The organism is Citreimonas salinaria (assembly GCF_900107235.1).
In the GTDB taxonomy this organism is placed as follows: Bacteria; Pseudomonadota; Alphaproteobacteria; order Rhodobacterales; family Rhodobacteraceae; genus Citreimonas; species Citreimonas salinaria.
This window is the reverse complement of sequence record NZ_FNPF01000005.1, coordinates 211,536-234,216: the sequence shown is the minus strand read 5'-3', so window position 1 is coordinate 234,216 and position 22,681 is coordinate 211,536. Positions and strand designations below refer to the sequence as shown.

Genomic DNA, 22,681 nt, shown 5'->3' with positions numbered 1-22,681 from the left:
AGGATCAGTAACCGAGATCCTTGCGTGCCTCGTACTCGGCCATCGGGTCGTCGTCCTGCGTGTAGAGCGTCGACTCGGTCTGGATGAACTTCTCGGGCATCGTGCCGTCCTCCCAGTATGCCTCGAGCGCGTCGAAGGCGGGACCGGCCATGTTCGGCGTCAGCTCGACCGTGGCGTTCGCGTCACCTTCGGCCATGGCCTTGAAGATGTCCGGGACCGCGTCGATGGAGACGATCAGGATGTCCTCGCCCGGGTTCAGCCCGGCCTCGTTGATCGCCTGGATCGCACCCAGCGCCATGTCGTCGTTGTGGGCGTAGAGGGCGCAGATCTCGTTGCCCGATTCCGCCTGCAGGAAGCTCTCCATCACCTCCTTGCCGCCGGTGCGGGTGAAGTCGCCGGTCTGCGAACGGACGATTTCCAGGTTGTCGTGGCCTTCGATCGCGTTGCGGAAGCCCGTGGCACGGTCGATGGCGGGGGAAGAGCCCGTCGTGCCCTGAAGCTCGACGATGCGGCATTCGCGGTCGCCGACCTTCTCCACCAGCCACTGGCCCGCCACTTCGCCCTCGTGCACGAGGTCCGAGCCCACGGCGGTCAGGTAGAGATCGTCGGGCGCGTCTACCTGACGGTCGAGCAGGACGACGGGGATCTCGGCTTCCTGCGCTTCCTCCAGAACGCTGTCCCAGCCGGTCGCGACGACCGGGGCAAGCAGGATCGCGTCAACGCCCTGCGCCACGAACGAGCGGATCGCGGCGATCTGGTTCTCCTGGCGCTGCTGCGCGTCCGAGAACTTGAGGTCGATGCCGCGTTCCTCGGCCTGCTGACGGGTCAGCGTCGTTTCGGCGGCCCGCCAGCCGGATTCCGATCCGATCTGCGAGAAGCCGACGGTCTGGGCCGTCGCGGCGGCTGCGCAGACCATTATGGCTGCGCTGGTCATCAAAGTCTTGAGCATGTCTCTCTCCCTTCAAGTGAAGCGAGGGCGGGTTCCCTCCCGTCCTTTGCGCTTGCTTATTCATACCCCTTTCCGGGGCCTCCTCCTGCGGCGGCGATCACCGCGCGCTTCAGTGGCTGTCGCGGGGCACCTCCCTTCCTCGGCAGCCTTTCAGAAAGTCGAAATCGGCGCCCGTATCCGCGCCCTCGACGTGGTCGTGAAACAGCTTGGTGTAGCCGCTTGTGGGTGCTTGCACATGTGGCGTCCACTCGGCCAGCCGACGCTGCAATTCGTCCTCGGAAATGTCGAGATGCAGGCGCCGGGCCGGCACGTCGAGTTCGATCATGTCGCCGTCGCGGACCACCGCCAGCGGGCCGCCCGCCGCCGCCTCGGGAGAGGTGTGCAGGACCACGGTGCCGTAGGCGGTGCCGGACATGCGGGCATCCGAGATCCGGACCATGTCCGTGATCCCGCGCCGCAAAACCTTGGGCGGCAGGCCCATGTTGCCGACCTCGGACATGCCGGGGTATCCCTTCGGCCCGCAATTCTTGAGTACCATCACGCAGGTCTCGTCGATATCCAGCGCCTCGTCCGCGATGCGCGCCTTGTAGTGGTCGATGTCCTCGAAGACCACGGCGCGGCCCCGGTGCTGCATCAGGTGCGGGCTTGCGGCCGAGGGTTTCAGCACCGCGCCGGACGGGGCGAGGTTGCCGCGCAGAACGGCGATGCCGCCGGACGCCGTGAGCGCCCTCTCGACCGGCAGGATCACGTCCTCGTTCCAGTTGGTGGCGTCGCCGAGTTCGTCCCAGATCCGCCCGCCGGAGACGGTCAGCGCATCCTTGTGCAGCATTCCCGCCTCGCCCAGCCGCTTCAGCACGACAGGCAGGCCTCCGGCATAGAAGAACTCCTCCATCAGGTACTTGCCCGAGGGCATGAGGTTCACGATGGTCGGGACGTCGCGCCCCAGGCGGTCCCAGTCGTCCAGCGTCAGGTCCACCCCGACGCGGCCGGCCAGCGCCAGGACATGGATGACCGCGTTGGTGGATCCGCCGATCGCGCCGTTGCAGCGGATCGCGTTCTCGAATGCCTCGCGGGTCAGGATGTCCGACGGCTTCAGGTCGTCCTTGACCATCTGCACGATCCGACGTCCCGACAGCTGCGCCATCACGCGCCGTCGCGCGTCCACCGCGGGAATAGCGGCGTTGCCGGACAGCGCCATGCCGAGCGCCTCGGCCATCGATGCCATGGTCGAAGCCGTGCCCATCGTGTTGCAGGTCCCGGTGGAGCGGCTCATCGCCTGCTCGGCCTCGAGGAACTCCTCCTGCGTCATCTTTCCGGCCTTGATGCCCTCGGACATCTGCCACAGCGCGGTGCCCGAGCCCAGTCGCTCGCCCCGGAACCAGCCGTTCAGCATCGGCCCACCGGTGACGACGATCGACGGGATGTCGGTCGAGGCCGCGCCCATCATCAGCGACGGCGTGGTCTTGTCGCAGCCCACCAGCAGCACGGCGCCGTCGATCGGTTGCGCGCGCATCACCTCCTCGACGGCCATCGCCGCGAGGTTGCGATACAGCATCGCGGTGGGGCGGAAGGTGTTCTCAGACGCCGAGAACACCGGCACTTCGAGCGGGAATCCCCCGGCCTCCCAGACACCGGCCTTCACCTTTTCGGCCAGTTCTCGCAGGTGGCCGTTGCACGGCGTCAGCTCGCCCCAGGTGTTGAGGATGCCGATGACCGGGCGGCCGTCGAACAGGTCGTGCGGGTAGCCCTGGTTCTTCATCCAGCCGCGGTGGTAGATGTTGTCGCGGCTGGTGCCGCCGTACCATTCCTGGCTGCGGAGCCTGCGGGGCCATTGTGCGGGTTCGAACGCCATCAGAGCACCCGGATCTCGGTCATCGCCGCGGCGCCGCTTGCGGGGCGGTGCGACAGCGCGTTGCGCAGCGGCAGGCCGAAGGGGGCGGCCTCGATTTCGAACTGGTCGCCGTCCTCTGGGCGCACGCCGTCGGCGAAGGACAGCGTCGCGGTGCCGAACATGTGGACATGCACGTCGCCGGGCTGGCGGAACAGCGCGTACTTGAAGTGATGGTGTTCGAGGTTGCGGATCGAGTGGGACATGTTCGCCTCGCCTGACAGGAAGGGCTTCTCGAAGACGACCTCGCCGCCGCGGCGGATGCGGCTGACGCCCTCGACGCTTTGCGGCAGGTCGCCCACCAGCAGTTCCGGTCCGAAGGAGCACGGGCGCAGCTTGGAATGCGCGAGGTAGAGGTAGTTCTGCCGCTCGGTCACGTGGTCCGAGAACTCGTTGGCCAAGGCAAAGCCGACGCGGAAGGGGGTTCCGTCGCGGCCGATGACGTAGATCCCCGCGATCTCGGGCTCTTCGCCGCCATCCAGCGCGAAGGCGGGGCTTGCGAGTGCCGCGCCGGGCGCCACCAGCGCGGCGCCGGAGCCCTTGTAGAACCACTCCGGCTGCACGCCCGCCAGACCGTTGACGGGCTTCCCGCCCTCGACCCCCAAGCGGAACATGCGCATCGAGTCGGTCTCGTCCTCGGGCTTCTTCGCGTGCATCGAGGCGCGCGTGGAGGCGGAGCCGAGATGCGTCAGGCCTGTCCCGGTCAGGTGCAGGTGCGCCGGGTCGGGATGCAGGATCGGCGGCAGCAGCCGGCCCTCGGACAAAAGCCCTTCCAGGTCGACCGCGCCGTTCAGCCCCAGGTCCAGGACGTGGTCGCGGATCGACGTGCCCGCCTCTGCGGCCTCGATCGCCAGGTCGTAAAGCGGACGGTCCGACCTGACGTCATAGGCTTCGGATCCTTCGCGGGCCACGACCTGCGGGCGACCGGAGGCGTCGGTGTATTGGGAAATCAGCACTTGGGTCAGCCTTTCTTCTTGTTCATGACGTCGAAGATCACCGCGGCGAGCAGGACGAGGCCCTTGATCACCTGCTGGTAGTCGATCCCGATGCCGAGAATGGACATGCCGTTGTTCATCACGCCCATGATGAAGGCCCCCACGACCGCGCCGACCACCGTTCCGACGCCGCCGGCCATCGAGGCGCCGCCGATGAACACCGCCGCGATCACGTCAAGCTCGAACGTCGCACCGGCCTTCGGCGTGGCGGTGTTGAGCCGCGCGGCGAAGACGAGCCCCGCTAGGGCTGCAAGCATCCCCATGTTGGCGAAGGTCAGGAAGACCAGCCGCTTCGAATTGATGCCCGACAGGGTCGCCGCCTTCTCGTTGCCGCCGATCGCGTAGATGCGCCGTCCGGTCGTGGTTCGGCTGGTAACGAAGGAATAGACCGCGATCAGCAGCGCCATGACGATGAAGACGTTGGGCAGGCCACGGAAATCGGCCATCAGCCAGCTCATCCACGAGATCCCGATGAAGATGATCGCGGTCTTCGCGGCAAAGAAGGCGAACGGTTCTTCTAGCGTGCCCGTCTTGGCCTGCGCGACGCGGGTGCGCAGCGCGAGCAAAACGAGACCGGTCGCGACGGCAAGACCGATCAGGAAGGACATCAGGTTGAAGCCCTCCATCGCGAAAAGGTCCGGTACGAAACCTGACGCGATGAGCTGGAACTGCGGAGGCAGCGGACCGACCGACTGACCGGCGAGCAGCCACAGGGTAAGGCCCTTGAAGACCAGCATCCCCGCCAGCGTCACGATGAAGGACGGGATGCGGAAATAGGCCACCCAGAATCCCTGCGCTGCGCCGATTAAGGCCCCCACCACGAGGCAGAGCGCGCCCGCGATGAGGTAGTGGACGTCCCAGTTGACGATCATCACCGCTGCAAGCGCTCCCGTGAAACCCAGCACCGAGCCGACGGAAAGGTCGATATGGCCGGCGACGATCACCAGCAGCATCCCGATCGCCATGATGACGATGTAGGAGTTCTGCAGCACCAGGTTGGTCAGGTTGACCGGCTTCAGCAGGATGCCGCCCGTCGCGATCTGGAAGAACGCCATGATGGCGATGAGCGCGAAGAGGATGCCGTATTCACGCAGATGGTTCTTGAGGAAGCGCCAGCTTGCGCGCGCCTGTTCCCCGGCGGGCTTTTCCGCAGTGCTGTCGACGACATGGCTCATTGCTGTCGCTCTCCCGATCTGATGATGCAGGCCATGATTTTCTCCTGGCTCGCCTCGGCGGTCGCCATTTCGGCGACGAAGCGGCCCTCGTTCATGACGTAAAGACGGTCGGTGATGCCGAGCAGTTCGGGCATTTCCGACGAGATGACGATGATCGACTTGCCGGCTGCGGCGAGATCGCGGATCACCGTGTAGATTTCGTATTTCGCGCCGACGTCGATGCCGCGCGTCGGCTCGTCGAGGATCAGGATGTCAGGATCGGCGAAAAGCCACTTGGACAGCACGACCTTCTGCTGGTTGCCGCCCGACAGGTTCACCGTCTCCTGCTCGATCGAGCTCGACTTGATGGCAAGCCTGTCGCGGTAGCGCTCGGCCACCTCGGCCTCGCGCCGGCGGTTCACGACCATGCCGTCGGCGATCGCGTCGAGTTTGGCCAGCGGCACGTTGCTCCGGATCGAGTCGTCGAGGACGAGGCCGTAGGTCTTCCGGTCCTCCGTCGCATAGGCCAGCCCGGCGTTGATCGCCGAGCGCACCGTGGACAGATCGGCCACCGTGCCGTTGATCCTTGCCGTTCCCGAGATGTCGCGCCCCCAGGAGCGCCCGAAGAGGCTCATGGCCAGTTCCGTCCGACCGGCGCCCATCAGACCGGCGATGCCCAGAACCTCGCCGCGGCGGACGTGGAACGACACGTTGCGGACCACGGCGCGCTCGGTCTGCACGGGGTGGTGGACCGTCCAGTCCGACACCTCCATCGCGATCTCGTCCTTGATCCGCGGCTTTCGCGGCGGATAGCGGTCGTCCAGCGCGCGGCCCACCATGTCGCGGATGATGTCATCCTCGCTGATGCCGTCGCTGCAGTCGAGCCGGGCCACGGCCGAGCCGTCGCGCAGCACGGTGATCGTGTCGGCGACCTGGCTGATCTCGTTCAGCTTGTGGCTGATCAGGATCGAGGTGACGCCCTGCCGGCGGAATTCCTTGAGCAGCGCCAGCAGCTTCGCGCTGTCCTGCTCGTTCAGGGACGAGGTCGGCTCGTCCAGGATCAGCAGGCGCACGTCCTTCGACAGCGCCTTCGCGATCTCGACCATCTGCTGCTTGCCCAGGCCCAGGTCGGCGACGATCGCCCTGGCGCTTTCGTTGAGGCCGACGCGGTCCAGAAGCTGTCTGGCGCGGCGCTCCGTCTCACGCCAGTCGATGACGCCGCCCCGTGCGCGCTCGTTGCCGAGAAAGATGTTCTCGGCCACCGAGAGAAGGGGGATCAGCGCGAGTTCCTGATGAATGATGATGATGCCGCGGGTTTCGCTGTCGCGGATGTTGCGGAAGTGCTGGACCTCACCGTCGAAGAGAATGTCGCCGTCATAGGAGCCGTGCGGATAGACCCCCGACAGGACCTTCATCAACGTCGACTTTCCCGCGCCGTTCTCGCCGACCAGCGCATGAATCTCGCCTTCCTCGACCTTGAGATTCACTTGGTCGAGCGCCTTCACTCCCGGAAATTCCTTGGTGATGTCCCGCATCTCGAGCAGGGTCGCCATCTCGTCTCTCCCTCGAATTCTCGGTCAGCCCCCGGCCTGGCGGCCGGGGGCCCGGTCAGGCGGCGCGAATGCGCGCCGCCATCGGGGAGGTCACTCGATCTGGTCCCTCGTGTAGTAGTTGGAGCCCAACAGCACCTCTTCCCAGTTCTCGGCGGTCACAGGCATCGGCTCGAGCAGGTAGGACGGAACCACCTTCACGCCGTTGTCGTAGGTCTCGGTGTCGTTGATCTGCGGCTCGCCGCCCTGAAGCAGCGCGTCGACCATGCCGACCGTCACCTTCGCCAGCTCGCGCGTGTCCTTGAAGATCGTCGAGTACTGGTCGCCGCGGATGATCGCCTTGATCGACGGGATCTCTGCATCCTGACCGGTGACGATGGGCATCGCCATGTCGCCGGACCCATAACCCACGCCCTTGAGCGAGGAGATGATGCCGATCGACAGGCCGTCATAGGGCGACAGGACGCCGTGAACCTGGCGGTCGGTATAGTTCGCGGACAGCAGGTTATCCATCCGTGCCTGCGCGACCGAACCGTCCCAGCGCAGCGTGCCGACGGTATCCATGCCGCTCTGCCCCGAGACGATCTGGATCTTGCCCGCGTCGATCATCGGCTGCAGCACGCTCATCGCGCCATCGTAGAAGAAATACGCGTTGTTGTCGTCGGGCGAGCCGCCGAACAGCTCGACGTTCCAGCTCTCCTGGTCCGGGAAGCGCTCTTCCAGACCGTCCACGAGCGTGTTCGCCTGCTGGACGCCCACCTGAAAGTTGTCGAAGGTCGCGTAATAGTCCACGTCGCCGGAGTCGCGGATCAGCCGGTCGTACGCGACCACCGGGATGTCCATCGCCGCGGCATTGGCCAGCGCGTTGGTCAGGGTGGTGCCGTCGATCGCGGCGATCACCAGCGCGTCCACGCCCTTGGTGATCATGTTCTCGATCTGCGCAAGCTGGTTGGGGATGTCGTCCTCGGCATATTGCAGGTCGCTCTCGTAGCCGGCCGCCTCGAACTGCTGCACCATGTTCTCGCCGTCGGCTATCCAGCGCGCGGACGATTTGGTGGGCATTGCGATGCCGATGGTGCCCTTGTCCTGGGCGTAAGCTGGCAGTGCCAGAAGCGCAGCAAGCGCGGTGGCGCCGAGGGCGCGTCGCGTCAGTGTCATGATGTCCTCCCACAAGGCGCGGGGCAGCAGCGCCCCGTCTTCTCCTCCAGCCGTTCAGTCGGCCCGGCTACACCATTGCGATATTCAGAAATATACGACAAATTCCGATTTGGCCTTCTGATATACCGGTACTGATATGCCTGAACCTGCCCTGCCAGAGATTGCCGCGGCCGACGGCCTCGTCAGGCGCGGGTTGAAGTTCCCCCAGCTCCGGCTGCTCGCGGCGCTGCGCGAGCACGGGCAGATCGGCGCGGCGGCGCGAAGCCTTGGCATGACGCAACCGGCCGCCTCACGGCTGATGGCGCAACTCGAGGCGATGGTCGGCACGCCGTTGTACGTTCGCCACCCGCGCGGGGTCGAACTCACAGAGGCGGGGCGCATCCTGGCCGAGCAGGCGAGCGAGACGCTCAAGGGGCTGGATCGGGCATACCAGACAGTGTCGGAGCTGAAGGGGGGCGTGCGCGGCCAGGTTCGCGTCGGCTCCGTCACCGGGCCGTCGCTCGAGCATCTGCTGCCGGTCCTGCGCGAGGTCCGGCTGACCTATCCCGACATCGAGGTGACGGTACAGGTCGATACCTCGGACCGGCTGGCCGAGGCGCTGCTGGCCGACGATCTGGATTTCTACATCGGGCGCATACCCGACATGGCCGATGCACGGCCCTTCGCCGTGGACGTGATCGGGCCAGAGCCGATCAGCCTCCTCGTCCGGCTCGACCATCCGCTGACGCGGAAGGAACAGCCGACCTTAGCCGACTGCCTCGCCTTCGACTGGATCCTGCAGCCGCCCGGAGGCCTGCTGCGGCGCACCGCAGAGAACCACCTGCTGGAGCGTGGCCTGCCGATGCCCCCGCGCGTGGTCAGCACGACGTCGATGCTCTTTACCCTGGCGCTGGTCAACGACACCAACGCCATCGCACCCATTGCGCACGCTGTCTCTCAATTCTTTATCCAGCGCGCCGCGCTTGGCAGCCGTCTGGCTATCCTTCCGGTCGCGGAGTCGATTGCTGTGCGGGACTTCGGCATCGTGTCTCGTGCGGACACAACGCATCCGCCGGCCACCGACCGTTTTCTGTCGCTGCTTCGCGCTAGGACCCGCAGCGCACGGGCGAGGGCAGAAAACTCGCGGTGATCGATCAGCGCCCCGCGCTCCCCCCGCAGCTGCCCGTGGGGCGAGAACTCGGAGTAGACGATCACTGAGGCTGAACCCATCGCGACGAAGAGGCGCCTGGAAAATATCGATCAGGACATCGGCGGCGGTCACGGTCTGGCTCGACATTTCCTCGACCAGGGACCAGACGATGTGCCGGTCGATCTCTTCAAAATAATCGATCCCGCGCAGGACTTTGATGCCGCGATCCCGCAAATCTTCCGGAATATGCAGGATCTCCTGGTATTTGCGGCTCAGTGCTTCGAATGCTTCGGCCCCGTGGCGGTTGTTCTTCCAGCGACGGAAGACCAGAAGCGCCTCGACATTCAGCCTGCCGTCCTCGCCCAGTGCGCGGCAGTAGCAGGACTGGAAAAGAGTGATCGCGAAGTCTTCCAGATCCGGCTCATTCGAGACGTAGCCATAGGCGTTCGCGACCTGCTTCCAGAAGAAGTCCGTCAGCCTCGCGCGCTCCATCAGCCGCAGCGCGTCGTCACTGCCCTCGGCCAACTCGCCCAGCAGCGCCTCGATCACAGTGTCCAGTGCCCCTTCGGCTCCGGCACAGACGGCCACCATGCGGCGCAAGACGTCCGTCTTGGTCGCGCGGACGACGGCAACTGCCGCTTCAATGTCTCGATCCGGGAAGGACAACTGGCTGTTGGACCTGCAACTGGCGACGGCGGTGTTCAAGGCCGACCAGGCGGCGATCTGGCCGGCCGAACTTGGTCTGCCCCCGCAGTTCGAGGATGTGGTGCGGGATCACATCGAGTTCTATCGCTCCAAGGCCGGCGCAATCGGAACACCGAAACTTCGGAGCCCATTCTGATTTCCGTGCCGGCGATCATCTCCGCCGAAGACTTCGACAGAACCCAACGCACCCTAAAATCTCGGAATCCCAAGAAGGTTTCGCCGAGAACCGTGAGCAGCCCCGTTTTGCTGAGTGGCCTCGCCACCTGTGCGACCTGCGGCAGCGGCATGATACTCAGCACCGGGAAGGGCGGAAAATACCGCTACTACGCCTGCGGTGGCCGCATGCGCCAAGGCAAGGGAACATGCGGCGGGCGTCGCGTCCGGATGGGAGAGACCGATGATCTGGTCTTAGCCGCCATCATGGAAGACCTGCTGACCCACGACCGAATGGCAGCGTTTCTTCATGAGCTGCAAGAGCGGCAGACGGTCAGAGCCGCCGCAGCCAGCGACAGCCTCGGGAAACACGAAGCCCACTTGAGCGACACGAAGGCAAAACTGAACCGCCTACTCCAGTTGGTCGAAGATGGCGTCATGGAAAGTTCCGACCCCACACTCGCCGAGCGCCTCGACGACCTGAGGGCGCAGCGCGACATTTCAGAGAAGGCGTAAAAACGGCGCGTGCTGAACTTGCCCCAGACGAGAAAGTGGCCGCCGAAAAAATCTCCGACTTCGTCGATCTCATGCGGAAAAAGCTTACCACTGGTGATACTCAGTCGCGCCAAGGATATCTTCGTGCCGTCATCGACAACATCGAGATCGACGCCAACGAGATCCGAATTCGCGGCCGGAGAACTAACGTGAGACAGGCAATCAGTGACCAGAAAAGTATGCCTGCGGCAGTGCCCACTTTTGTTCGCAAGTGGCGGAGAGACAGTCAGCCGAGACAGCGTTCGACAAGATACGACTACGTTCGATAACGCAATTGCCTCAATCACTTACCCTAGTCGGGTTGTCCGAGGTTGTCCATTGTAATCCGCCACCAGCCGCTTCACAATGTGGGTTAGCATGTGGGCTAGTTGTGAGGCAGCGACGTTCGAATGCCGAAATCGCGCGGTGGGCACCCCGACAAAGCACTGACGGCGGTGAAGGTGCGTCAGCTGAAAGAACCGGGGCGGTACGCCGACGGCAATGGCCTCCATCTTGTTATCGAGAAAGGCGGCTCAAAGCGATGGCTGCTGCGCATCATGGTGCGCGGGCGTCGCCGTGACATGGGCCTTGGCAGTGCCGCGCTCGTATCCCTAGTCGAAGCACGCGAGCTGGCACTTCGATATCGAAAGATCGCCCGGGAGGGCGGCGATCCAATCGAGGAAAGGCGCCAAGCGCAGACGGTCGTGCCCACCTTCACTGAGGCAGTGCGGCGCGTGCATGAGGAAAGTCGCCCGTCGTGGAAGAATGCGAAACATACGCAGCAGTGGGTGAACACGCTGGAGAGCTATGCGGTGCCGGTGATCGGAGATCGACCAGTCAACGCGGTCGAGACCGCCGACATCCTGCGGGTGCTGTCGCCAATCTGGCTTACGAAGGCCGAGACGGCGCGGCGTGTTCGCCAGCGCATGGCCACCGTGTTTGACTGGGCTAAGGCCGCCGGCTTCCGCACGGGAGAGAACCCAGTCAGCGGCGTTGACCGGGGCCTGCCCAAGCAAACAGCCAAGGTCACCCACCACAAGGCAATGCCATACCAGCAGGTGCCCCAGTTCATCACCCAGCTCCGCTCAAAGGACAGCGGCTACACCACGCGTCTGGCGCTGGAATTTCTGATCCTGACAGCCGCGCGAACATCCGAGGTGCTGCACGCGACGTGGTCGGAGCTCGACCTAGAGGCGGGCGTTTGGACCGTGCCAGCGGAGCGCATGAAGGCCAAGCGGGAGCACCGCGTCCCGCTCACCGATCGGGGCTCGGCGATACTCAGGAAGCTGCAAGAACAAGGAACGGAAGGCGTCGTATTCCCCGGCCAAAAGGTCGAGCGGCCAATGTCAAACATGGCGATGACAAACCTTCTTCGCCGCATGGAGGTTGACGTGACGGTGCACGGTTTCCGATCAGCGTTCCGCGACTGGGTTGCCGAGGAGACTCAGTTCCCTAATGAGCTTGCCGAGATGGCTCTGGCGCATTCGATCAAGAACGCGACTGAGGCAGCCTATAGGCGGGGCGACCTGCTTGAGCGGAGGAGAGAGATGATGGTGCAGTGGGAGGCTTTTATCTGCGATGCCTGATCAGAAAAAAGTTCTGCCAAAGCATGTCCCGGACTACGCCCCCTTGTTCTTCAAGCCGCAGGATTGGCGGAGGCTACACTTATGTGCCTTGATAAACGGGTATCGTGCACTCGACCGTTCGAGAAAAGGTGAGAATTTCAGGCTACTTTACCCGCAGATCATCTCGTCGCTTGCAGAAGCGCACCACGTATATTTAGATGAAAAGTTCCACGAACATGAAGATAGTCACTTTCGATACAAGAAAAAAGATCTAGAGGACGCCCGAAAGAAGGTCAGTGATGCAATTTGCGCAATCGAAAAAGTACCAAGAAATTTCGAGCGAACCTTCTCAAGGACTATCGCCCACAGGGGCATTCGTTCGGTGCGCGAAATTCTTACAGACCTAAATAATCTGCAGGAAAGACTTAATTGGTATTCGGCTGATCCGGGTAATATGAGTGGTCGTCGAAGCAATGCTCCTCTCTTAAAGCTGATCAACGGCGTAGCAGACATCATGGAACAGCAGCTTACGCTCTCTCTGCCAAGGACGTCGGAGAGAGCGGTAGGCGGAAGATACGACGATGAGAACGAATGCTTTGTAAACGACCGCTTTGAGTGCATCTACAGAACAGTCAATACTTTGGAAGGCTCATGTACTCGAGCCAACATAGCCAGCGTCCTCAGCGCACGTAAGGGGCGCGTGCAAACCTAGAAGAATCGATATGGCTCGCGGCCCTATTCTTGCAGGCGGAAAGCTTTGCTCCTCGGCGAGATCTTTCGCTAATCAAAAAGCCTCGGAACTAAACCCGGAGGCGATTTTGATGAGACAGAGACCGCAACGTACAGCGAGCATCCAAGACAAAGAAAGAGGGGCAGCCAGAGCGCTTGGCGAAGATCTAGTTCGGCAACGAGAGGTTCTAGTAAGGCTGCCACAGATCATTGGCGATGGCGGTATTCTACCTGTATCCCGCACCACTTTTTATAGCCTGATCGCCCAAGGCAAGCTTCCTGAGCCGATCAAGTTGGGACCTAGGATAAGTTGTTGGCGGCTCGCCGACATTGAAAAATTCATCGATGAAGCAGAGGAGGTTTAACCGAATGATTGCGAGGTCTAATTCGCTAAGCCTCCAGGGCAGAAGGCGTATCAAGAAGTGCAAGCTACGGTTAAAGGAGGCTAAGCTCGGTTTGCGGCATGAGAAGCTTATCGCGTTACAAGATGTTGCTGTCGTCGAGAAAATGATGCGAGATGATCCGCGGGAAGAAGAGTGGTTCGTGGGAGACAAATTTTGGGTTGGCCGGCGCCGAAAGCCAAAAATCGGCAAGCATCACGAGTTGCTATTCTACTTGCTCATCTTTGTGTTTGGAGGCGGAAGGAATGCGGACAAAAACGCTAGCCTGTACCACACCTCCCTGCAGGCAGTCCTCTTAGACGGCGTCCCACGAAACAGGATCGCTGTAGAAATTGAAAAGCGGGGCGGCATCCGTGCAGTTGCGGAAGCGCATCGCGAGCGCCTCAAAGTCGAGCCGGTCGGTGCAAACGTAAAGGGTAATCCGTCCAAGCCTGCACGGACTGCCAAAGCGACAACGCAGAAGCCATCAACACCCGCGCTCACACCAACCAAAGTAGTGACCGTCACCAGAGAAATGAACCTCAATCGCGACATCTGGTGCAAAACAGACGATCCGGGCAAGATATTTGGTTCATGCCGGCCGGTACTAGCCTGTAAGATCATACGCGGAGGAAAGGACGCCGACGGATACGACATCTTTCGACTGGAACTCGACTGAGATCGTGCATAGGCCAAGGCGCATGGCGGGGCCATATAGTCCAGCAATCTCGCAACGATCCAGCCGGCTTTCGAGCCGGCTGTTTCGCGTTCGGGCATCGTCTCCTGCGCCGCTAGCGCTGCGATCCGCCGGCGCGCGATCTGGAAAACCCGAAGAGCAAGCCGGTGGTGTTTCACGCAGTCCATAGCTGAAGGCTGTCTCGATCTCAGCTTCGCCGTGTGGTTATCGACGGGCGGCAAGCGGCTTCGCGGTGCTGACACCTCCAGACTTAGCCATACGGCGCGAAAGCGCGCGGACAAAGTTGCCTTTGCGATAATTCTGGATTCGGCTAAGGTCCCAGAAGAAACGAAAAGGGGGCGCATGGCCAAGAACATCTGCATCTTCTCGGATGGAACGGGTCAGAAGGGCGGAGTTCATGCCGATCAGAGGCTCTCCAACGTCTACAAGCTCTATCGGGCTATGAGACCCGGCCCAGACTCTCCAATCAGCCCGCAGGACCAAGTGGCGTTCTATGACGCCGGTTTGGGCACAAGCGAGAGCAGAGGGGTGTTCCGCCGTATCAGGCCTCTTCTCGAGCGCGCCGTAGGCACCGGCATCGATCACAACATCATCGACTGCTACGAACAAATCATCGCCTACTACGAGCCGGGAGACCGGGTCCTGCTCTTTGGATTTTCGCGGGGCGCGTACACCGTTCGAGCTCTTGCCAATGTCATGAACCTGTGTGGAGTTCCGACCAGGATGCCGGACGGCTCGCCGGTGCCGAGGCACGGGCGCCCCCTCCGCAAGATCGCAACTGATGCCGTGAAGTTTGTGTATAGCCACGGAGCGGGCAAGGCACGGGACCAAGAGCCTTATTTCTCCAACCGCGAAGAGCTCGGACGGCGCTTCCGGGCAAAGTACGGCAGCTCACCTGTTGACGCAGAGAACGCTCAGGGAAACGTGCAGCCCACGTTCATTGGCGTCTTTGACACGGTGGCAGCGCTGAGGACGACACTCGTGCGAAGTATTGTCTGGGGGGCCGCTACGGCTCTCTGGATTTTGACGGTTCTCGGCATCTTTCTCGGCTGGGCATTGTGGATCGTCGTACCCATAGGCCTGCTCGCGGGCCTGCTCACGTACCGACTGATCAAGCTGCTGGTCGAAGCCTTCAAGTATTTCTCGCCCGATCCTCGACATCGTTTGAGTCTCAAGAGACTGAGCGACTGGCCCGAGATCCTGAAGACCGGCCATTTCGCCGGCTGGAACCGGAGGCACTACGACCGCTGGCTCGACCCGGACGTTGGGCACGGTCGACACGCCATAGCCATAGACGAGGACCGGGAAAACTTTCCCAGAGTCGAGTGGGGCGCTCAGGCCGCCTATGAACGCACTCGAGACCGGCATCCTGCGTGGCTCGAGCAGGTCTGGTTCGCTGGCTGCCATAGCGACGTTGGTGGGAGCTATCCGGAGCCTGAATCGCGTTTAAGTGACATCGCGCTGGACTGGATGGTGTCGGAACTGCGCGAGTGCGTGCCGTCTATTTGCATCAACGAAGCGCTGCTCAACCGCCATCCCGATGCGGAAGGTCTCCAGCATCGGGAGGACATAATGTTTCGACTTTGGGAACGGGACTTCAAGTGGCCAAGGAAGCCGCGGAAGATCGACCCGAAGGCTGACTTGCATCCTACTGTCTTGGAGCGCCTCGCAGCTGGGCCAGTGCCGCAGAGCGACGAGGTGAAAGACTATCGGCCGGAGAACCTCGGCGATCATGAACAAGCACAAGGGTTCTACAAAGACGAACGCCCGTCCCGTGCCCACTAGTTAAGCCGGTCAATGACTCCGGCTTTGGCGTACACCAACGGCATCAGGCGCTTAATACTGCCGTCACGAGCCGATCTATCCAGCAGGTTTCAACCGCCTCAGTGCACCTTCCCGCTTCACCTGACGCCTTTCCCAATTCGTCAGTCGCGACATTTCCGATGATGACTTTGGCAGAACCAAAATATCATCCGATCCGAAGTCCAATTTCTTAATCGTCTTTAGGACATACTCGGCAGCGTAGTCCTGCGTTTCCGCAAGGTCAGAGGCATGCAGGCGGCTGAGGTAACGCGTAGGGCCCACGAACCGCTCCTGATGCAGCGATATGTACTCGCTCAGGCTCGATTTCAGCCGTGTCGTCCAAGGCGGGAAGGCAACGATGACTTGAAAGTGCAACCCGTCGTTGATGTTGCAATCCACGTGAGTACTTTTCTGGTTCTTGAAGACGTGCAAATCAGGCGCGCCAATCCAAAGCGGCAGATCGTCTAGCGGCTTTTTCTTTGGGTGCCTGTACACGTGCGAAAGTATCTTCGCATACGTCCTTTCGACCTCCTCTTGCATCTGCTTCACCTTCGCGGAACGTGAGCCCGACAGCTGGTTGAACATGAACGCGAGCTGATGGCAGGCCCATCCTTCAGCAGCGCGTTCCATGATCATCCGTCCGTATGCCTGGATTAGCTCTTTGTCTTTGCGCATCGTTTTTCTCCATGTTTCTTGCCACCCTGCATTGCGGCGTACCCCTTTACGGCGGGGCAGAAATGCCGTCAGCAGGCCAGGGCGCGAACACGTGTGCGACAGAGGGAAAGCCTGAGGCCTCTCCGTTGATGTCGACTTGAACGGGGAGAACCAATGTCGGAACTTCCGACATTCACGACGCGGTCAAGCATGCAATAAACGTGCTGAGGCGACCGGTTATTGTCGGAAGTTCCGACGTTCATCATTTCATTCCGGTCGGCACCGCTTTGCCGAGCTTTGCCATGTTTGGCTGAGGTTCCCGCACTTGCAGGGGCCCGGCTAGATGTTCTAGCGAGGTTGGACGTTTGCCTGTTTCGTCGGAAGTTCCGACGTTCGCGTTTCTAGTCCTGTCCGCTGCTGCATTGCTTCCGCGCCCTTGCCATCTTGCCCTAGAACGACGGAGGTGCGTCGCGCGGTATGCTTGGAGCGGTGATTGCTTTTGTGTCTTGGTTGCTGATTTGGGGGAGTATCTAGTTGTTGATATTCGGGTGTTTCTGATTGTTGGTTAGTTGGTTGGTTGGTTGGTTGTTGAAGTGTTACTTCATGGGTGCACAAGGCACAGGTGTGCCATATGCATACGCAAAAATCGCGCATCCATTGTAGCCCTCTGTAGTAGGTGGGCACACTGTCGGGCGCATCCCTGAACAGCGTCACAGTATGAATTGGCATTTGCTGCCACCCCCCATTTACAGGCCGCCCCAAAACTTCCGGCTTCGGCAAATATCGCCAAGATGTTTCACTCAGTTCTTAGATGATCGCCGCGGCACAGTTCTCGGCAACTTTTCAAATCTGTTGACTGTTTTTATGGTGGCGTTATAATCAAGCCACAAACCATTCGGCCGAATTTCAGGCCGAAAGTGGATTTGTATGTGAAGGGGCCTTCGGGCCTCTTTTTTTATGCCCAATCCAATGGAGAGAGAAATGGCGACGCAATCGGCGCTGGCGCAGGCTGGAAAGATCAAGGCACCAATGGTGGTACTGTTTGGGCGCGACGAGAGCGGCAGGGCGCATGCCTCACGCTTCGCCGCCGAGCATCACCAAGCGGCAATCGGGGCGGCGGCAATGATGGGCTTCCGAGCCCTTGCGGTTCAGGATCCCGAAGCCGGCGAACTGGCGACCAAGACACCGGCGGGAAAGTTGTTCGCGAGCGGCAAGGCGTTTGTTCCCTTCGTGAAGAGCGCCACTGCGGAGGCGCTGGAGCGCTACGCAGCGGACCATCCCGACAGGGTAATCGTGCTGCCGAAGGCTTCTGCCCCCAAGGCTGCTGGTGGCGCTTCCTCGGGCGCCGTGCCGGCGATGATCGAGGCGTCGGACGATCAGCCCAAAGACTGGTCAGAGATCAAGGTGGGGGCGCGTGTGCTCGCGGTGGGGGATCCGGATGACGGGTGGTGGGAGGCGATCGTGCAGCATGTGCACGAAGGCGGCACGAAGGGGCACCCGAAACCCATGCTCACCTTGCGCTGGGAGCACTTCGAAGACGAAGCCGCGTTCGTTCGGTCAATCTCGCAGATCGCGATGCTCCACCCTGACTACCACGCTGGCGACACGGAGGGCGCTGACACCACGCCCGCGTTGAGCGGGTCGGGCGTGACGGGCTCAGACAGTAAGCCGAAAGCTGAGGGCTGACCCATGGATGCGAGCTCACATGAGCAGAGCACGCTGATCCGAGACATGAACGATGCTTTCCGGCGAACATTCGCCGGGGGGCTCGTCATGACCACGCAGGGCGTCAGGGACCTACCTAATGATCGGCAGCGCCAGCTACTTCAGGCGCTCCGGTCCTTCAACGAATTCAGCGAAGACAACGACCCCTACGGCGAGCATGACTTCGGCGCCGTGACGGTTGGGGATGATCGGTTCTTCTGGAAGATCGACTACTATGACACCGATCTCGCTGGGCATTCGCCTGACGCCACTGATCCCGCTGTCACGCGGCGCGTGATGACGCTCATGCGGGCCGATGAGTATTAGCGGCCGACAGCCCAGCAGCACCCGCGACGTGATCAACGTGGGCGAGCTGCGCGGTGTGGTTGATGGCGTCTGGGCTGTGCACGCCGGTGCCCTCGCTCAATATCGCGCCGGGCTGCTGGCGTTCCTCTATCGCGCGGCGGTCGAGCACGAGGCTGTCCGGTCAGCCCGGATCAGGCAATCGGACCCAGCGTGGGCGCACGCAAAAGCCGCACGCGGCAGTCGCCTCCACCGGTTCTACAGGGCCGACAGTGAGTTGCTGGAGCTCGACCTCGAATGGCTCCTGGATGGCCTTTCCGCTGTTGCTGCCGCCGCGTGCCAGTCGGATCATCCAATGCGCAATCAAGCGGCCGCGTTCCTCCGTGGCTTCCCGCACCGGCGTGACGATATCTTCGCCGCGTCATACGATGCTCAGCGCTTGGTCGAGCGGGCTGTCATCTCAGATTTGCGGCTGAACCGCCACCGAAAGCTCCGCAATGCTGCCGTCTTGACCGCCGCTGGTCTGGTAGGGGTTCGGTGCCGCAGCGTCGCTGACATCATCGCTCTCGGGCATGAAGCCCGGAACTGCCTGAGGTGGAGCGGGTCCTACTGGCGCAAGTTTGCGGCAGCGCGGATCGACGTATGGGCGCTGCGCCGCGACGGCCGGCTCGTCGCTGTTAACGAACTGGATCATTCGTCGGGGCGGGTACGCTCGCTCACAGGGCCCGCGAACGCCCGCTTGCCTCGCCCCGAGCTACGGGCTGGGCTTCGGTGGTGTCGCGCCCTGAGCGGCCCGTACAGCGCCTGAGCTGCATGATCGCGAGCACGTGCACCAACCCCCGCGCGCGTAAGCCGCAGCGCGACCATTCGCTTTCTGTTGGGCGAGGTGGGCGCAACGCTGGTATTCGCTGCACCGGCGAGCCAAGGGGCATGATGGCCGGGAGCGGCTGTTCGCTGCGGTTTAAGTTGATGTCCGTTTTGCTCAGCCGGCCAGTTGTAGTCGCCCGAGACATAGGCCTCAATGGAGTGAAACGTCAGTCCCAAGTAACTGAGACTGCATAAATTGGATAGCAAGCTCCGAAAGCCGATAGCCTGCAGTTGTGCGTAAGGGAAGGGCGGGGCATCCACGCCGGTTGCGGAGTTCGGCCGGCGTGGGCGAAGAGGTTGCAGTGCGCGCACATTCGGGATCTGGCTGAGAGTTCGAGTTTTGAACGCGACAAAATTTGTGCTAGTCTCGTCAGACACTTCTGAGGATATTTCATGCCGAACAATATTTATCGAAAAGCGGCCGCTCTGTTCTCTTTGCTCTTTGTCCTGACGGCTTGTGATCCGATCATCAGTCCATTCACTGAACAGGCATATGAGAACGCTACGACGCTAAAGGCGCAAAGCTTGGCACTTATAGCCAAATCAGGACAGCCATACAGCACGCATCGATCCAACGTAGAGAAGCTCTTGGTCGATGTAGATGCCGCCTATGAATATGCGAAAGGGCTCCCAAGGAATGACGTGGTTTCAGCTCAATGGGATACCTTGCGCAATCCTGACGGTAACCTGTTGGGCGGTTTCGCCACAAGGTGGAAAAACTCTGGGACGCTCAGCCCATTCATAACGGAAGAAATTAGCCTACAAGTTAGCAGTGCTTTCGATACGATTATTTGTGTTGAAATCAACAAGCGAGAAGCGTCTGTCTGCGAAAGGTAATTTCTAGGAGGTCATCAATGTCGCTTTCAGGAAGTTGGGATGAATTTGTCGATGCGGTCCGAGAGGGCCTAAAAAGACTTGCCGAGAACACGGTCCAAGAGGCGTTTGATCAAGCCGAAGCAGACGCGATGGTGTTCTTACAAGGCAGCGAACAGTCTCTTCGTCGCTGGGGTGATGCCTTGGCGCAAGGCAAGATTACGAAAGATGACTTTGAATATCTGGTTGGAGGGCAAAAGGACTTGGCCAAGATGCACGCCCTTAAGGCCATCGGCGTAACTCAAGCACGACTCGAAAGGTTTCGAACAGGATTGATTAGTTTGGTGGTTAGTTCTGCGTTCGACGCAATAGGGCTATGATCGCTACCAATCCGGCTAATAATACAACTGGCAACCTTGGCGGGTCCCTCAGTGCCTTGGCTCGCTCGCAGGCTCTGCGAACGCTCACTTGCCTCTCCGTGTGCTGCGCCGGGATTCGTGGTGCCGCGCCCTGCGCGCCCCGTACCGGGCCTCAGCGGCCGCCTGAGGGGCATCATCGCGAGCACGAGCACACCCCAAGCGCGTGGGCGGCAACGCGTCCATGCGCTTCCCCTAGACGAGGATGGGCAGGAACCGGACATTCGCTGCGCTTTGCACCAAGGTTAGCTGGGCGGGACGAAGCGACCCCTCGCCGCGCCAAGCACGAACGTCCGTTACAGCTGGCCATGCGCATCAGTCACGTTGAGCAGCGAACACGGAATTGTCACGTAGTGTATAATTGATCGCGCTCTCCGCCGCGTAGACCTGTTGACTTTAGCTTCGTATCGGCTCCACAGTTGAGTGGAGTGAGATTGATCCGGGAAGTAGCATATGTCGAAGTCGAGCTACTACGAGATCATTCTCCCGCTGATGTTGCTATCCATGCTCTCCGCGTGCGGTCCGGCGTCCGAAGGTGCTGGCCATTCCGTAAGAAGCACAAATTCATCGACTCCGGACAACGCACGCCTCGCCGAAGCGACGCGCGTGGAGCTCTGGGCGACTCGCTATTACTTGTATGCGGCGGATGCGAACGATACGCCGAATTCGATCCCGTTGCGAGGAATGGACGATCGAGTGATCGGACCGCGGTTGACGCCGACGGATTGGTGCAACGCTGCCATCGAGGGTTCGGTGCGCGTGGAGGGCATGACCTACAATTATGCGGGCGTCCGTGATCCCGCGCAGACTTCCTGCCCGGCCCATCGTCCGAGCGAAAAAGTCCGCTGGACCGCTTCTGAGCATGAGTTCGGAGTAGGGAATTCGAGCAATCCGCTCGTACCCTTTCGCACTATCGCCTGCGATCAGGGAACGGTACAGAGGTCCGAGACTTGGCTGAACGGTGGCTTCGCGAGGTTCGGTCAAGAGGTCTATATCCCTGCAGCTGAAGGAGCGGTACTTCCAGACGGATCGGTGCACGACGGCGTCTTCGTCTGCGGTGATACTGGCGGCCTGATATTTGGGAACCACATCGACGTCTTCGTGGGCTCCGCCACAGGGGAACGAGACGCGGCTCGGGCCGACCCCTTCGATTTCATCGGAAGCTCCCCGTCAAGTCTGTTCGAGGCCTACATTCTCGATTGAAGAACGGCCACGCCGGCTCAATCCGCCGGTATGCGGTCAAGACTTGCATTTACCTTCAACGAGAGGGTGCAAAATCCTCGATTTCGTCCACTGCGCGCTTGTGAGATTTAGGTATGCCGCCATTTGCTGGCGTATACCCAGTTCGGAGCGCTTAAGTCTCTCTAGTTCGGAATTAAATAGGTACGCTACCTCTCGACGCAGAGCCTGAGTAAGTAAAAGCACCACGCATTGAATATTTCCTACCAGCCTAGGTAGTTTTTGATAGGAAATTTCTTTGGGTTGAGAGCAAAAATCTCGACAGAGAGGCCCTTGGATTCGTGATAGTAGGTGCGCCAACTGGATAAAGTGAAGTTTTGTTCCCAGCGAGCCCGCGACGAGCTGTTCGAGTAGATTGCGCCATTTCCCCCCAATATCCCAACATGGCCTGTAATACGGGTTCCGTCCACCCAAACCGTTGGTGATATAACTACCGATCCGGCCACGGGATCACTACGGCTAGAATGGTTTCGTCTTAAAACCTTGGCCATTTCTGCGGTTGCCAAGCCACCGCCAATCGGCAAGCCGAAGCAGAGGCGCGAAATCTTGTTCACGGCCCATGCGCACGCTAGTCTTCCCCCGTTAGTATGCGGGACGCCTGAGGAATTCATTTCACTTGCTCCGACGCCCCAATCAGCCTTAAGGGCCATTGCTCTATCTATCTCGTTCTGGTCGAGGTGGCCTTCACGGATATTGCCGTGTTGGACACTGGATATGACAGAGTCGCTAGGCTCAAACAGATAAGGGAAATTGAAAATTCCTAGATTCCACAGAACATCTACACTTACTTCTTCAACGTGTTCAATGATCTTAAGGCCACCTTCCTTGGCCCTATGTACGATTAGAGCTTCGCCGCGAATTTCGTCCGACGCTGAGATAAAATAGTACTCGCCCGTATTGTCGCCGGCGTTTTGAAGGACTTCTAGGGCAAGATCTTCATCGACATACGGTCTTAAGTCATCTAAAATGTCCGCCACGAGTCTCTCCTCCAGAGTGTTTCGAGGTGAAGGATGCATGATAACACGTCCGAGACTTTTTACAAAATCAGTTCTTATCAATGGGACCTATATTCGGGAGATTGGACGATGAGGTATATAGCGTATATCGCAGCGGTTGGTGTGCTCGCCGCGTGCACGACATCGCCATCCGATACGTTTGGTGCCGACACCTGCAATGCATCAAGTTACGCCAATCTCGTGGGAGCACCGGTTAAGGAAGCGACGGCGCTAGATTTGCCCGATAGCACCAGATACTTCGGTAGTTCAGAGCCAATTCCGTCGGAGCGTGAGCCGCATA

General features: G+C 60.8%; 21 protein-coding genes. 13 read left to right on the top strand and 8 right to left on the bottom strand.

The genetic code is table 11. From position 1 onward, the window contains the following. Window positions 1-4 precede the first annotated feature (4 nt). From ytfQ to chvE, 6 genes are all read right to left on the bottom strand, one after another. Window positions 5-949: a galactofuranose ABC transporter, galactofuranose-binding protein YtfQ gene (gene ytfQ, locus BLW27_RS08920; protein ID WP_089882322.1), complete on the bottom strand. Its 945-nt coding sequence runs from the start codon at window positions 947-949 to the stop codon at window positions 5-7. Between the two features lie 109 nt (window positions 950-1,058). After that, on the bottom strand, window positions 1,059-2,801 hold the full coding sequence (gene araD / locus BLW27_RS08915) for an L-arabinonate dehydratase (RefSeq protein ID WP_089882320.1): 1,743 nt from the start codon (window positions 2,799-2,801) through the stop codon (window positions 1,059-1,061). Further along, window positions 2,801-3,793 carry an AraD1 family protein gene (gene araD1, locus BLW27_RS08910; protein ID WP_089882318.1) on the bottom strand — a complete coding sequence of 331 codons (993 nt, stop codon included), beginning with the start codon at window positions 3,791-3,793 and terminating at the stop codon, window positions 2,801-2,803. Before araD1 ends, araD begins: the two co-directional genes overlap by 1 nt. A 5-nt stretch (window positions 3,794-3,798) precedes the next feature. Then, complete coding sequence (gene mmsB, locus BLW27_RS08905) at window positions 3,799-5,007, bottom strand: multiple monosaccharide ABC transporter permease (RefSeq protein ID WP_089882316.1); 1,209 nt, start codon at window positions 5,005-5,007, stop codon at window positions 3,799-3,801. Then, entirely contained in the window at window positions 5,004-6,539 is a 1,536-nt protein-coding gene (gene mmsA, locus BLW27_RS08900) for a multiple monosaccharide ABC transporter ATP-binding protein (RefSeq protein WP_089882314.1), read from the bottom strand. The genes mmsB and mmsA overlap by 4 nt, the downstream gene beginning before the upstream one ends. 90 nt (window positions 6,540-6,629) lie before the next feature. Beyond that, on the bottom strand, window positions 6,630-7,694 hold the full coding sequence (chvE, locus tag BLW27_RS08895) for a multiple monosaccharide ABC transporter substrate-binding protein (RefSeq protein WP_089882514.1): 1,065 nt from the start codon (window positions 7,692-7,694) through the stop codon (window positions 6,630-6,632). Between the two features lie 136 nt (window positions 7,695-7,830). Here chvE and BLW27_RS08890 point away from each other — a divergent pair, with 136 nt between their 5' ends. From BLW27_RS08890 to BLW27_RS08860, 7 genes are all read left to right on the top strand, one after another. Beyond that, window positions 7,831-8,823, top strand: coding sequence for a LysR family transcriptional regulator (locus tag BLW27_RS08890; protein WP_089882312.1), 993 nt, complete (start codon window positions 7,831-7,833; stop codon window positions 8,821-8,823). Between the two features lie 171 nt (window positions 8,824-8,994). Beyond that, window positions 8,995-10,197, top strand: a complete 1,203-nt coding sequence (locus BLW27_RS21155) for a recombinase zinc ribbon domain-containing protein (RefSeq protein WP_177177855.1) — start codon at window positions 8,995-8,997, stop codon at window positions 10,195-10,197. A 428-nt stretch (window positions 10,198-10,625) separates the two neighbouring features. After that, the gene (locus BLW27_RS08870) at window positions 10,626-11,801 is read left to right on the top strand and encodes a tyrosine-type recombinase/integrase (RefSeq protein WP_089882306.1); all 1,176 of its coding nucleotides are present in this window, start codon (window positions 10,626-10,628) and stop codon (window positions 11,799-11,801) included. After that, on the top strand, window positions 11,794-12,492 hold the full coding sequence (locus BLW27_RS20670) for a hypothetical protein (RefSeq protein ID WP_143042232.1): 699 nt from the start codon (window positions 11,794-11,796) through the stop codon (window positions 12,490-12,492). Before BLW27_RS08870 ends, BLW27_RS20670 begins: the two co-directional genes overlap by 8 nt. Window positions 12,493-12,502: 10 nt before the next feature. Continuing rightward, the gene (locus BLW27_RS22075) at window positions 12,503-12,874 is read left to right on the top strand and encodes a helix-turn-helix transcriptional regulator (RefSeq protein WP_425429284.1); all 372 of its coding nucleotides are present in this window, start codon (window positions 12,503-12,505) and stop codon (window positions 12,872-12,874) included. Beyond that, on the top strand, window positions 12,855-13,568 hold the full coding sequence (locus tag BLW27_RS20665; protein WP_143042231.1) for a hypothetical protein: 714 nt from the start codon (window positions 12,855-12,857) through the stop codon (window positions 13,566-13,568). The genes BLW27_RS22075 and BLW27_RS20665 overlap by 20 nt, the downstream gene beginning before the upstream one ends. Before the next feature lie 360 nt (window positions 13,569-13,928). After that, a complete protein-coding gene (locus BLW27_RS08860; RefSeq protein WP_089882302.1) occupies window positions 13,929-15,371 on the top strand; it encodes a phospholipase effector Tle1 domain-containing protein in 1,443 nt (480 codons plus the stop codon). 75 nt (window positions 15,372-15,446) lie between these two features. Here the strand turns inward: BLW27_RS08860 and BLW27_RS08855 are convergent, their stop codons facing one another. Further along, complete coding sequence (locus tag BLW27_RS08855) at window positions 15,447-16,064, bottom strand: hypothetical protein (protein ID WP_089882300.1); 618 nt, start codon at window positions 16,062-16,064, stop codon at window positions 15,447-15,449. Window positions 16,065-17,024: 960 nt separating this feature from the next. On the opposite strand from BLW27_RS08855, the gene BLW27_RS08850 reads away from it, so the two are divergent. The 6 genes from BLW27_RS08850 to BLW27_RS20650 all read left to right on the top strand — a co-directional run bounded on the left by BLW27_RS08850 (window position 17,025) and on the right by BLW27_RS20650 (window position 21,349). Beyond that, window positions 17,025-17,729, top strand: coding sequence for a tudor domain-containing protein (locus BLW27_RS08850; RefSeq protein WP_089882298.1), 705 nt, complete (start codon window positions 17,025-17,027; stop codon window positions 17,727-17,729). Between the two features lie 45 nt (window positions 17,730-17,774). Next, window positions 17,775-18,074 (top strand): DUF3768 domain-containing protein, encoded by a 300-nt coding sequence (locus BLW27_RS08845; RefSeq protein ID WP_245710820.1) that lies wholly within the window; start codon window positions 17,775-17,777, stop codon window positions 18,072-18,074. Window positions 18,075-18,102: 28 nt separating this feature from the next. Further along, window positions 18,103-18,858: a hypothetical protein gene (locus BLW27_RS08840; RefSeq protein ID WP_218141093.1), complete on the top strand. Its 756-nt coding sequence runs from the start codon at window positions 18,103-18,105 to the stop codon at window positions 18,856-18,858. 452 nt (window positions 18,859-19,310) lie between these two features. Next, entirely contained in the window at window positions 19,311-19,754 is a 444-nt protein-coding gene (locus BLW27_RS20660) for a hypothetical protein (RefSeq protein WP_143042230.1), read from the top strand. A 17-nt stretch (window positions 19,755-19,771) separates the two neighbouring features. Beyond that, entirely contained in the window at window positions 19,772-20,110 is a 339-nt protein-coding gene (locus tag BLW27_RS20655; RefSeq protein ID WP_143042229.1) for a hypothetical protein, read from the top strand. Between the two features lie 489 nt (window positions 20,111-20,599). Continuing rightward, a complete protein-coding gene (locus BLW27_RS20650; RefSeq protein ID WP_143042228.1) occupies window positions 20,600-21,349 on the top strand; it encodes a 3D domain-containing protein in 750 nt (249 codons plus the stop codon). A 239-nt stretch (window positions 21,350-21,588) separates the two neighbouring features. Here BLW27_RS20650 and BLW27_RS20645 read toward each other — a convergent pair whose 3' ends face one another. Then, window positions 21,589-22,362 carry a hypothetical protein gene (locus BLW27_RS20645; protein WP_143042227.1) on the bottom strand — a complete coding sequence of 258 codons (774 nt, stop codon included), beginning with the start codon at window positions 22,360-22,362 and terminating at the stop codon, window positions 21,589-21,591. Between the last annotated feature and the right edge of the window lie 319 nt (window positions 22,363-22,681).